General features: G+C 44.3%; 8 protein-coding genes. 4 read left to right on the top strand and 4 right to left on the bottom strand.

Annotated elements, in window-relative coordinates:
• Positions 1-464: 464 nt before the first annotated feature.
• Both glyA and LEP1GSC194_RS15355 read right to left on the bottom strand, forming a co-directional pair.
• Complete coding sequence (gene glyA, locus LEP1GSC194_RS15360) at positions 465-1,712, bottom strand: serine hydroxymethyltransferase (protein ID WP_020774435.1); 1,248 nt, start codon at positions 1,710-1,712, stop codon at positions 465-467.
• Between the two features lie 41 nt (positions 1,713-1,753).
• Positions 1,754-2,719 carry a lipoate--protein ligase family protein gene (locus LEP1GSC194_RS15355; RefSeq protein ID WP_020774436.1) on the bottom strand — a complete coding sequence of 322 codons (966 nt, stop codon included), beginning with the start codon at positions 2,717-2,719 and terminating at the stop codon, positions 1,754-1,756.
• Between the two features lie 1,305 nt (positions 2,720-4,024).
• Here LEP1GSC194_RS15355 and LEP1GSC194_RS15340 point away from each other — a divergent pair.
• A complete protein-coding gene (locus tag LEP1GSC194_RS15340) occupies positions 4,025-5,353 on the top strand; it encodes a sterol desaturase family protein (protein WP_020774429.1) in 1,329 nt (442 codons plus the stop codon).
• Positions 5,354-5,797: 444 nt separating this feature from the next.
• Here the strand turns inward: LEP1GSC194_RS15340 and LEP1GSC194_RS15330 are convergent, their stop codons facing one another.
• Positions 5,798-6,976 carry an LIC_12337 family protein gene (locus LEP1GSC194_RS15330; protein WP_020774424.1) on the bottom strand — a complete coding sequence of 393 codons (1,179 nt, stop codon included), beginning with the start codon at positions 6,974-6,976 and terminating at the stop codon, positions 5,798-5,800.
• Positions 6,977-6,986: 10 nt separating this feature from the next.
• Entirely contained in the window at positions 6,987-7,190 is a 204-nt protein-coding gene (locus LEP1GSC194_RS15325) for an LIC12338 family lipoprotein (RefSeq protein WP_017808891.1), read from the bottom strand.
• A 586-nt stretch (positions 7,191-7,776) separates the two neighbouring features.
• Here LEP1GSC194_RS15325 and LEP1GSC194_RS15320 point away from each other — a divergent pair.
• The 3 genes from LEP1GSC194_RS15320 to LEP1GSC194_RS15310 all read left to right on the top strand — a co-directional run bounded on the left by LEP1GSC194_RS15320 (position 7,777) and on the right by LEP1GSC194_RS15310 (position 12,246).
• A complete protein-coding gene (locus LEP1GSC194_RS15320) occupies positions 7,777-8,379 on the top strand; it encodes a TIGR04282 family arsenosugar biosynthesis glycosyltransferase (RefSeq protein ID WP_020774442.1) in 603 nt (200 codons plus the stop codon).
• A 297-nt stretch (positions 8,380-8,676) separates the two neighbouring features.
• The gene (locus LEP1GSC194_RS15315; protein WP_036043267.1) at positions 8,677-9,291 is read left to right on the top strand and encodes a toluene tolerance protein; all 615 of its coding nucleotides are present in this window, start codon (positions 8,677-8,679) and stop codon (positions 9,289-9,291) included.
• A gap of 6 nt (positions 9,292-9,297) precedes the next feature.
• Complete coding sequence (locus LEP1GSC194_RS15310) at positions 9,298-12,246, top strand: efflux RND transporter permease subunit (protein ID WP_020774462.1); 2,949 nt, start codon at positions 9,298-9,300, stop codon at positions 12,244-12,246.
• Positions 12,247-12,252: the final 6 nt, after the last annotated feature.

Below are 12,252 nucleotides of genomic sequence, written 5' to 3'. Positions count from 1 at the left end.
TGGGAACTCCTGCTGTAGTAAACGGGATATGCGACCGTAAGAAGAATATTATGTCTGATAAATTGTGGGAACTACCACGACCGGGGTTAAAAAACGCAAAGATTTTCTTTTGTTCGCGTTGGATTGGAAACAAAAGAGACATAGGAATCGACTTCTGTATGAGTTCCCACATTTTCTTCTGTGAACTTCGGTACAGTGAATCTCGTTGTGGGAACTCCTGCGCCAGAGATCAGAGCGACGCGAACGCGGCCCGCGAAGCGGCCGAAGCGTAAGCGGAGTCGCGGCAGAGCTCGGTCCATCCGTAGGATGGAGGCGCCAAAAGATTTTGCTTTGTGGTTTTTGGCGATCTCGCTTTTTAAACTTAGTGAAACACTTTTACGAAAGCGTTTCAAGGCGCTCGGCACATAAAAAAGGCGCTCTTTGTAGAACGCCTTTTTAGAGACAGAAGTCGGTTTAAAAAATTTTTATTCTAAACGGAAATTGTCCATCGGAAATTTTTGGGTAATTTCCTTCACTCCACCCTTGACCTTCGTTCTGTTTTTTTCGTCGTTCGGATTGTCGAGGAAGTCGCAGATCAAATTTCCGACCAAATTTATGTCCGCAGGTTTTAGACCGCGGGTGGTAAGCGCTGGAGTTCCCAAACGAATTCCGGAAGCGACAGCCGGAGGATTTTTATCAAAAGGAATCGCGTTTTTGTTTACGGTCACTCCGACTTCGTCCAATCCGTCGGCGGCTTGCGCGCCTGTGAGTCCTTTTACGGAAACGTCCAGTAGAACCAAGTGATTGTCGGTTCCGCCGCTTACGACTCTGTAACCGCGTTTTACAAACACTTCGGCGAGAGTCTTTGCGTTTGCAAGAACCGTTTCGATGTACGTTTTGTATTCCGGTTGAAGGGCTTCTTTAAACGCAACGGCTTTTGCGGCGATCACGTGCATCAAAGGTCCGCCTTGAATTCCGGGGAATACGCGAGAGTTTAGTACTTTCTCATTTTCTAATGAAGATAGAATGAGTCCGCCCCTCGGACCTCTCAGAGTTTTGTGAGTCGTCGTCGTTACGTAGTCGAAAAGGCCGATCGGAGAAGGATGATAACCCGTGGAAACAAGACCGGATATATGCGCGATATCCGCCATGAGTTTTGCGCCGACTTCTTTTGCGATTTCCGCGAACTTGGAAAAGTCGATGATTCTCGCGTAAGCGGAAGCCCCCGCGACGATCAACTTGGGTTTGTGTTCCCTTGCGAGTTTTGCGATCTCGTCGTAGTCGATGGTTTCCGTTTTGGGATCCACACCGTAAGGAATCGGTTTATAAATACGACCGCTAACGTTTACGGGAGAACCGTGAGTCAAGTGACCTCCATGTGCGAGATTCATACCCAAAAAAGAATCTCCCGGTTCGAGACATGCGAGAAAGACCGCCATGTTTGCCTGAGCCCCAGAATGAGGTTGAACGTTTGCGTACTGCGCTCCGAAAAGTTTTTTCGCTCTTTCGATGGCGAGTGTTTCCACAACATCCGCGTTATGACAACCGTTGTAATATCTTTTGCCGGGATAACCTTCGGCGTATTTGTTTGTGAGTGTGGAAGTGTAGGCTTCCAGAACGGATCTGGAAACAAAATTTTCGGAGGCGATCATTTCCAGGTTACTTTCCTGTCTTTCGTCCTCTTTTTTTATCGCTGCGAATATCTCTGGATCCGCTTTCGGAAGAAACTGCATCTGGCCCTTCTTATTAATAATCGTTCCGAGTAGAAGTCCGATTAATCCCTGAAGATGAAATCCATCCTCGAATATTTGTTTTCCAAGAGCTGCTTTGCTTCTTTGAAAACCGTTTTCTGAAATCGGAGATCCGGCTCTGTGTCCATTCTGGAAAGGCCCAAGGATTCGGCAAATACATGAGAAAGGTCCCGACCGAATTTTAAGGGAGAAAAATCGTTCGGAAGAGAGGTTACAAAATCAGAATGTTTTCGATTTTTTCTGTATTCTGGTTCTTCGGGAGGATGTTTGAGCAGACCGGAAACCCTTTCAATGAGGGAAGATTTTAAGATCAAGGTTCCGTGATGAACTACGGCGCCCTTTTTTCGAAACTGCGCGTTCCCGGAGATTTTTTTTTCGAGTCCCTTTTCTAAAATCGCGAGATCGGATTTTCCTCGGAAAGAAGCGTCTAACGTTTGTCGTTTTAACGCGGCTACGACTAAACCCAAAAAGTAATCGTAGGATTCTTTTACTTTATAAAGCTCCGGTTTTACTTCCAAAGAAATGAAGAATGTAAAGTTTAGATTTTCCTCGGGATGATGAACGACCGTGCCGCCTCCGCTCGCCCTTCGAACGATTGCCGGAAATTGGTTGTCAAAAAGTTTTTGATTTTCGTCATCTTGGGAAAAATCGGATTTTTTGTCGTTCCACTCGGAAGTTTTTGTAGGATTTTTCCAAATCGAGTTTTGATTTGCGAACGGGGTTGGATTTTTTTCGGATGTTACCGAAACGTTTGGAAGTTCCGACGAAATCCTATTTCCCGCGGATCTTTTAAAACGTTCCAATACTTCCGGTAATACCGTGTCCTCCGCTTTTTCGGAAAGTCCAAGTACGATGGAAAATGGATTTTTCCAAATCCGAAGCCCGGCCCCATATCCGGAAGATACGAGATGAAGCCCGATCGCTTCTTCAAGCGCGAGGTTATAGGCCGCGGATCTTTTTGAGTTTTGGACGAATGAAAACGTGCGCATGATTCCATTTGCAAGTTCGTGATTCTTACTTTTTTACGCAATCGGAATGAGGACGTTGTATTTCTTTTTTCGACAACTTTTTCTAGGACGCTATCCTTGATAGCCAACCGAAGCCTCTAACTCCTTTTTAAACCAACGATGAAACCCGGATCTCTTACGTGCCATAATGGATAAACGGAAAAAATTTTAATCCTGACATCTGATTCCTATCCACTGATCCCTAGTAAGTGAAGAACCGGGAACGAGTAACAAAAATTTTGCGGAAATTAAAACCTATCGGAGAAAATTCCTTGCATAAACCTTTTGGCGGATGGGAATTCATTCAACATTGTTTTTAAATTCGTAAACTTGGGCGAAAACAAGGTTAAACAAAACGTAATCTTAGAAGAAGTGGTTTCAAAAGTTTCGAAAAGAATTTCCCGAAGAATTTGCGGAGTAAAAACAAAACCCCTTCGCGCTGTTTTTCGTATTTGCCCGATCTTTCCTACATCGAATTTACGGTATTTCAGAAAACAGCTACATTCTATTTTCTGAATTCTTTCGGACACGGATTTTTCTGTATTTAATAAAATTCATATATTCCTGTTTTTGAATTCGAATGACTCGATTATTTTCAAAAGTAGTAAAATCGAGTTGTTGAAAAATTCCGTAGTGGAGTTTAACAAAGTCCATTCAACCGCCCATTTCAACGAAACAGCAGTCAACGGAGAACCGATTTTTCGGGCAACTCTAATCGTCGCTTGGCTTCTTAAAGAACATCTAACGTCTTGAATCCGTCGATCCCGGTCCGAAAAAGATGGGAATAGAAACGTAACCTTTTCAAACTTCTCCTTCCTATTTTTTCTTCCGATCTTTTCCAAAATGAACACGGATTCAAAAAGATCGAGTTTCCCAAACGAAGTCACATAAGATTTGTTACGCGACATCCCAATTTTGAATGTTCCGATTTCTCATAACGATTGTGATGTAAAACGGTTTTCCCTAAACTGAGTTTTTGAATTGACCGAAAACGAATTGGAAGAATAAACTTAACGTGAGTTCGGTATAACAAATGCGAAAGCGATTATATGTTGCGATCTATCGAACGACCCATAGGGAGTGAGATTGAGTTCAGAGAACAACACTTTAGTTAAATTCCGAAGGAATTGGAGCGAAAAACCTCTCAATTTTCCAAATTCATGAGAGGAACCAAAGATTACGCTCTGCTATCTTTGGTTCATTTCGCTCTCTACGGATCGCGAAAGGTTAAACTTTCTACACGAATGCACATTAAACTTAAATGAGAAACTTATAAGGGGCGGCTTTATGGAAATCAATCTTGTCACGATCGCAATTCCATTTTTCTTTTTACTGATCTTTCTGGAAATGGGGTTTTCCGCGTATCACAAACGTAAACTCTATCGTCTGAACGATTCGATCAACGATCTTTCGGCGGGAATCGCGAGCGAAGTGGCGGGTGTTTTTAAGAAAATCATCACCATGGCGGCTTATATTTTTATCTATGAGAATTTCAGAATTTTCAATCTTCCTTCCTGGCCGAGCGAAGCCCTTTCCCTCGTTCCTGCGGGAACCTTGGGTTTCAGCTCCTTAACCTGGGCTTGGATCCTCGTTGTAGGAGTTTGGATTCTTTGTTTTATCGGTTACGATCTGGCTTATTACTGGAATCACCGTCTGAGTCACGAAGTCAATTTTCTTTGGGCGGGACACGTTGTACACCATCAAAGCGAAGAATACAATCTCACCGTCGCTCTTCGTCAGGCGAGTTTTCACAGTATTTTCACATGGGTCTTTTATCTTCCTCTCGCATTGATCGGTTTTTCTCCGATCGTGATGATTTTGAACGGTCAACTCAATCTGATCTATCAATTCTGGATTCACACAAAGGCGATCGATAAACTTCCTCGTTGGTTCGAAGCGGTTTTCAACACTCCTTCCCACCATAGAGTTCACCACGGAATCAATCCGAAATACATAGACAGAAATCACGGCGGAACCTTGATCGTTTTCGACAAATGGTTCGGAACCTTCGAACCCGAATCCGAAGAACCGGTTTACGGAACCGTAAAACCTCTGCAAAGTTTCAACCCGATCTGGGCAAATCTTCATTATTGGTGGGAAATGATCGAACTCGCTTGGCGTTGTCCTCGCTGGTCCGATAAGTTCAAAGTATTCTTTGCGGTTCCGGGTTGGAGGCCGCAGGAACTAGGCGGGCAATATCCGATCCCCGAAGTTTCGGCAAAAACATTCCATAAATATGATATTCAAATTCCGAAAGGATTGAGTCTTTATTCTCTTGTATGGTTCGTAATTACCGTGGCGCTCGCGTTCGGAATGCTCGTAAAAGTGAATTCGCTTCCTTTGTTCAATATTAGCGTGATCAGCGTAGTCACCCTTCTATCCCTCCTCGCGTTGGGCGGAATCTTGGAAAGAAAACGATGGGCGCTTTTTGCGGAGCCGATCCGTTTGGCGATCCTCGTAGCCGGAGCCTACGCGCTTTCGGGTGAAATGAATGTTACGTTAGGCACGCTCGTTCTGAGCGCGATTTCCACGATCTGGTTTTTGAGTTACAGAAATTTCTTAGCTTCCGCTCAGGAAATCGATCCGGTTCAGGAAATTCTAAAGAGGACCGCTTAAGAGCTTGTCCCAAAACCTATCTCACGACCTGAAACGCGATCCATAGAGAGCCGTTTCATTGAGTTCAGAGAGTGATCCATTGAAATATGTGCCTCATTCTCTATGGGCCATTCGGCAGGGAGTGAGACTTTAGTTTCACAAAAATGTGGGAACTCCTACGTTTTTAAACGATGGGAAAATCTTACAAAAAGCCTGATAAACCGCCAAGGAGACAGAATCTGTGGGAACTCCCACAAATTTCCTTCGAGGTTTTGGGAGACAAGCTCTTAGTTTTTAAGTTTCGAACAATTCGATTCCCTTCATTTTACGAAGGGAATCCTCGGGTTTTCAGAATCGAAAAGGAATTAAGACTTTGGATTACAATCATATACTGTTGTAAAGTCCTAACTCTGAATTCCGATTCCTTTCCACTTAACCGCTAATATCCTGACATCTAAAATACAATCATGGAACGTTGGCGAAATTGATCGTGATTGAGTCGATGTAAGCCTTTGTAAGAGTATCCCAACTGGAACCTACAGGACTTGTAGTCGCCGTAGATTTTCCAACGGTTCCCACTCGATCATACAATCCGTCCACCCGAGTCGCTTGAATGAAATCTGCGGGAATCGCACTCGCCGCAACCCCTTCCCGGACAAATCCGTTGAAATTAAAAAGACCAAAGGTCGGAGTAAAGTTTATGAATTGATTGACGGTCGAGTTACAAGTGATCGCCTGCCCGGCTGTGATGGCTGCCTGTTCAAATCCGCCTTTCGCGGTTACGTTTAAGTCCCCGTCGAGTTTTTGACTGTAAGCGAGTTTGTTGTATTCTCGGCCGGTTCCCGGACAAAGTCCGTTGTTATGCGAATAACCCAGCGTTTGTGTTCCCGCATTGATCGGAACGAGATCGGTGGTTCCGTTGAAACTAATCACCGACTTAAAACAGAACACGGTACGATTGTCCATTTCTTCCAAGATCACCCTTCCCGTATCCACGTCCTGTCCAAGCGTATCGGAACCGATCGGTCCTTTCCAAGAATACGTTTGAATCAAACCTTGATTGGGAAATCCGGTGATCACGGGTTGAACCACGTAACTTTCGATGATCGCGGTCGTGTTCGGCCAACGAACGGGTTCGAGTCGACTCAACTGATACAGAAGAACCGCTCCGTCGCCCGCAGCATCCCTCGGATCATCGTCAAAGAAGAATTGAACAGCCGGTTGATTGTCCGAAGTGGAACGAAGTTCGAAAAAATTCGTGTAAGAAGCGGCGTTTGCCAAAGTGCTCGGCTTGTACGAAATCGCTCCGGAATTCAGCTTTAAGCGCAACGTAAAAGACTGGCCGTTCACATTTTGATTGGCAAGAGTGATGTTCGCAGTCGTTCCCACGGGAAAAGTTTTTCGAATCGCAAAGATCAAATCGTCCATAAAGAGAGAATTTCCTCTCGCCCAAGTTGCGGACTGACGCACAAATCCCCAGCTGTCCGCGCTCGCCTTCAAAGGCTGCAGCAGTTCCAAACGAATCGGAAACGGTTTGGGAGAATCCTCTCTCACAAAAAAAGGAACTCTGTCCGAACGAAAACTAAGTCCCGCTCCGAGGAAAACGAATAACACAAAAAGAAAAAGGCTTCCTGATTTCTTCATTTGTATTATCCTACTCGGCGATCCCTTTCGGAACGATGATAAAAAAACCGGTCTTACTTTGTTCTACATACGGTTGTTGTATCGCCAACCACAAAAGAACCGCGTTGGTAGTATCGTCATGATTCTCTTTCTTCTTACAGGCCCCGATAAACAACACGCTCATAAGTACGACTGCCAGGATTCCCGCAGAAAACATATTCCGAAAAACTTTCATACATACCCCTTCCTGATATTCCCTATCCTACATCCGTTTCATTCACTCCGCAAATTCCTTTCAATCCATGGAATAACGTAAGCCGAATTCGGGAGGCCTTTGTATCCTAAAACCATACTTTTGCAAGTAAAAACTCCTTTTTCTAGGAACTCCTAGATCGCTAATTCCCACCCATAATAAACCCCTAACGTCCCGATCAGTTTCTCTGTAAAACCTGAAACGGATTGCCCGTCGATGATCCGTTTTTACATGAGGAACTTTTAAAACGTTTACGAGCGCACTTACTTGGATCGATTTTTGTTCTTCGAATATCCCCGAAACATAAACGCGATTAAAAAACCGAACTCATGCTAGAATAACATGAATTCGATGTAATAAGGTTTGCGCGTCTAACGTAATGGATAAAACGGAAAAACCTTAACCCTGACCACCCACCTTGGTAAAAACTCTAAATTCAAAAGCCGGAATATTCCGACTTTCATACGGCAAATTCTCGTTAATCTACAACCGGCGGAGTCCGATTTTTCCCCAAAAAAGAGTCGTAACTTATTTCAAAAATGATTTCATCCTATCCTAAAATACCTTGATGAATACTCTCATTCTTTTTTTAAAAAACCCGATATCCGGCCGAGTAAAAACCAGATTGGCCCGAACCTTGGGGGACAAGGCGGCTCTCAACGTTTACGAGCAACTAATCGAAATTACACGAAAACAAGTCAATCCCTTGAACATTCCGATTCGATTGTATTTCGATTCCATCCCCGATTCGATTTCTTCTCCTTGGGGAAATCAAGTCAGCTTCCATCTTCAAACCGGAGAAAATCTGGGAATCAAAATGTGCCGCGCCTTTTCGGAAACTTTTTCCGGGGGAGCCGAAAAAACGGTCATCATAGGAAGCGATTGTCCCGATCTGAAAACCGAACATATTCAAGAAGCCTTCTCGGCCCTGGATCGTTCCGACGCGGTCGTCGGTCCCGCCGCCGACGGAGGTTATTATCTTTTGGGTATGAAGTCTCATTTCCCGGAAGTTTTTTACGGAATCCCCTGGAGTACGGATCTTGTGTTCGAACTTACATTAGAAAAACTGCAACTATCTCGCAAGAACGTTCGGATTCTACCCGAACTAAACGACATAGACGAGGCCTCCGATTTGGAACCGTATCTACGCTCTGGAAAGTTATATCTTTGATTTTTGATTTTTTCGGAACGTAAATTTTTAATTTTGGAGTTAGGCGATCTTTCAAAACGGCACAATCGATTCTTGTCGAAATCAAATCAAGGTTTTAGCCGACTTTCCAAAATTCAAAGATGATTCCCACAAATCCTATAAATCGATTTCGAAAAAGAACAGCCGGGCTCTTTGGATTCCGCGGGATTTTATTCCGTTGACTTCCCCCTACAGATTCGAAAAATTGTACGAGTTCCGACTCACTCCTTAAGACATAAGATACAGACTTCGGATCGATTCAAATTACAGGTACGTTTTGTGAAAAAAATAATTTTCATCCTTTTCCTTTTATCCTTGGTATCCCCTTCCTTTTTAACGGCGCAAACGGAAACTTCCAATCCTCCTTCGTCCGAAACCGCAAGCAGTCCTACAACTGCCGAAGACGTTCCTTCCGACGAAGAACAAATCGTCTCCACCGTCAAAAAGCTCATCGGTTTTATTCGTTATAAAAAGAACGATAAGGCGATCGCAATCATACACGTTAAACAATTCAGCAACCAACTCTTAAAAACCGCGGGTAAAATCGGCGACTCCGATCGTAAGGAATTCGAGGAAGCAATCGGCGAATTTATCGTTCACCGAAGTTTTCCGATCGCACACAAATATTTCGACAAGATCGACATCAACTACGAAAAACCGGTCATCAAGGGAAATAACGCGACCCTCGCTTCTTCCATCATTTGGAACGGTTCGGAGAGAATCACGTTCTCTTGGATCCTTTCGAAAATCGAAGGAGCCTGGTATGTTACGGATTTTTTAAGCGAAGGAAAATACGCCTCCGAAACCAACCGAGTGAAATCGGTGGATCCTTCCGTCAAAAAGAACGGAATCAAACAGACCATCGCTCTGATCAAAAAAGAAGCAAAAAATTAAACATCAATGAGACAACTTCTTTCCGGACTTACCGACTCCATTCTCTTAAACCCGATCCGTTCCTGTAGCGTGCTTGCCGTCGTTCTCTGCCTTTCCTTCTGGCAAGCCTCCAAACTTACGGTAAACAGCAACAACCTCGACCTACTTCCGAAAGACAACCCTTCGGTCGTCAAAACTCAGAAAGTGATCGAGATGATCGGCGGAAACGGATTCTACATCCTCAGCATCAAGTTCAAAGACGAAAAAGGTATGACGGATCATTTGGTCAAAGCCTTTGCCGCAAAGAAAAAGGGACAATCCGATATCGCGGAACGGGAACTGAAAGAAGCCGAAAAGATAAAACAACAAAACGTCAGCTACTACAAAGAAAGAGAGAATGCGATTAAGAAGGCTTCGGACGTTTTGAACGAAAGACTTTTGAAGGAAAAAAAATTCGTTCAATATATCTCCTATCGTTATAACGTTTCCTTCTTACAGGACAGACTTCCCCTATTCTTAAAAACCGAAGACTTGATCGAAGTCCGCAAACGGGTCAAAAGAAAAATCGACGAGGAAGTGGAAAGGGCCAATCCGTTCTTCATCAAACTTTCGAACGAAGAATACAACCCCGACTTCAACGATATCCTTTCCAAGTATCAGAAACTTGCAAAAAGAGATATATTCGACGAATATAATATATCCCCCGATAAGGGAATGTTGATCTTTTTGATCAAACCCGCCGGTTCTTTCACCGATATAGAATTCAACATCTCCCTCGACAAAAAAATCAAGGAAATCGTGGCCGAACTCGCACTCGACAAAAAGGGAATCCAAGTCGGTTATACGGGAACCTACAGGCTGCATTTAGACGACTACGAAACCTTGATGGCCGCGCTCAAACCGATCGCGATCGCTTCGTTTATCGGTATCGCGTTGCTTTTACTTTTCTTTTTCAGAAATCCTCTGTTTATCCTGATCCTTCTCGTTTCTCTTCTTTCGGGGATTCTATTCTCTTTCGGATTGACCACGATCGTGATCGGGCAACTCAACTCGGTGACGAGTATCATCGCGTCCATTCTGATGGGTCTCGGGATCGACTACGGAATTCAATTCTTATACCGTTTCCGGGAAGAGTTCACCCGCAGTCAGGATACGCTTCGTTCCATCAAGGACACGATCTATCACACGGGAATCGCTTCCTTTATCTCGGCTCTGACTACCACTTCCGCTTTCGTCGTACTTGCGTTCTCCGAGTTCCGCGGTTTCAGCGAGTTCGGAATCATCGCGACGTACGGAATTTTGATCATTGCGGTTTCGATGTACGGAGTGACGGCGCTTCAGATCACCCTTCTTTTCCGCTTGTTCCCCTCCATCAAAAGTAAATTTCTTCTTTCGGTAAAAGAGCAGACAACTTCTCCCCTTTTGTACCGTTTTTATAAAAAACCGGGGCTTTTGACGTTAGTCGTCCTTGTAATCGTAGTCGTGATTTCCTTTTTTACTTTTAGTCCCGGAATCAAGTTCAATTACAACGGACGGGATCTGATGGTGGATAATTTGGATTCGGTCAATCTCTACGACGAGATCGGAGACAGATTCGATATCAGTTCCGATCCTCAGGTAATCGTCGTAGATACTCTGGAAGAATCGGAAGCCGTTTTCGATTATATGACACCCGTGCCCGACGAGATCGCCGGTTCCGTGGATCAGGTCGTTTCCCTCTGGAACTTCCTTCCGCCCAAGGGACAACAAAGAGCGAACCTAAAAGTTTTAAAACAATTACAATCGGATATGAAACCCGTCAAAGCGGGTTTTTTAAAACCGGAGCAGAGAAAATATCTGCCGGTGGTAAAAAAATATCTGAACGTAAAGGAATATTCGATTTCGGAAGTTCCCGTGTATTTCAGTTCCCAGTTTAAGGAAGTAAAAGGCTCCAAGGAAAAGGGACATTTGGTTTTTATCTATCCTAAGGTCGCTCTTTGGCACGGACAAAAACTTCTTAAGTTTTTCGACGCCGTGGGAGAATTACATTATCCTAAACTATCCAGAAGGGTATTGAACACTTTGCTTTACGACGGAAACGGACATACGGCCGTCGATCCGATCCGTGACAAATGGACTCAGGGGGAAGAACGTTTGATCGTAAAGGCGCTCAATACGTATTCCGCTTCTCAATTTAGGAATCTGGGACTTCTGGACGGAACGATCTCTTTTATTTTAAAAACGAGACCGTTTTCCGATTTGAATCAGGCAAGATCCCATAAATACGTTTCCAACACGGCGGGAAGTTTGATCCTTTTTGCGAACCTCATCAAAATCGTTCAAAGAGAAGGTGTGGTCGCTTTCCTTAGCACCTTGGTTCTTGTAGTCATCGTACTGATTCTTTTCTTTAGGGGAATCGTCCCCGCTTTGATCTCTTTGATTCCGCTCGTTCTCGGAATTTTCGTCACCCTCGGAATCATGGCGGCGTTTGGGATTCAACTGAACTTTATGAACGTTCTCGTATTTCCGGTCATCGTAGGTTACGGAATCCAGAACGGGATTTATATCTACTATAGATTCAGAGAGGATCACGACGTGATTCGCGCCATGTCCATGGTAGGGCCCGCAATCATCGCATCCACGTTAACCACTCTTGTAGGTTGGAGTTCTCTTTTGATCGCGGATCAGAAAGGGCTGAAATCCATCGGGGTTGTGGCCTCTATCGGGATCGCTTCTTCCTTGATCATCGCGCTCACTCTCGTTCCCGCCGTTCTTGAAATCGTTTATCGTTCCAGAAAAGAAGAAGAACAGGAATCCAAGCCGATCGGTTTCAGCGAGGAAGAATCGACTTTTCCCGCGGCAACGGATCGGGGTGTTTTGGAAACGTCGTCGTCCAATCTGAAAATGACCGGAAACCGGGAAACAGTTCCTTCCAAAAAGAAAGCCGCCAAGAAAAAAGCGGCCGTTCCCAAAAAAACGACGCCGAAAAAGAAATAAGGATCA

Source organism: Leptospira alstonii serovar Sichuan str. 79601, assembly GCF_000347175.1.
In the GTDB taxonomy this organism is placed as follows: Bacteria; Spirochaetota; Leptospiria; order Leptospirales; family Leptospiraceae; genus Leptospira; species Leptospira alstonii.
Note: the sequence above shows the minus strand (reverse complement) of the source record. Positions and strands in the feature narration are given on the sequence as shown.

Excerpts from the sequence above, each read along its gene's own strand:
- LEP1GSC194_RS15325 (WP_017808891.1), bottom strand. The coding sequence starts at position 7,190 with ATGAAAGTTTTTCGGAATATGTTTTCTGCGGGAATCCTGGCAGTCGTA.
- LEP1GSC194_RS15355 (WP_020774436.1), bottom strand. The coding sequence starts at position 2,719 with ATGCGCACGTTTTCATTCGTCCAAAACTCAAAAAGATCCGCGGCCTAT.
- LEP1GSC194_RS15330 (WP_020774424.1), bottom strand. The coding sequence starts at position 6,976 with ATGAAGAAATCAGGAAGCCTTTTTCTTTTTGTGTTATTCGTTTTCCTC.
- glyA (WP_020774435.1), bottom strand. The coding sequence starts at position 1,712 with ATGCAGTTTCTTCCGAAAGCGGATCCAGAGATATTCGCAGCGATAAAA.
- LEP1GSC194_RS15310 (WP_020774462.1), top strand. The coding sequence starts at position 9,298 with ATGAGACAACTTCTTTCCGGACTTACCGACTCCATTCTCTTAAACCCG.
- LEP1GSC194_RS15320 (WP_020774442.1), top strand. The coding sequence starts at position 7,777 with ATGAATACTCTCATTCTTTTTTTAAAAAACCCGATATCCGGCCGAGTA.
- LEP1GSC194_RS15340 (WP_020774429.1), top strand. The coding sequence starts at position 4,025 with ATGGAAATCAATCTTGTCACGATCGCAATTCCATTTTTCTTTTTACTG.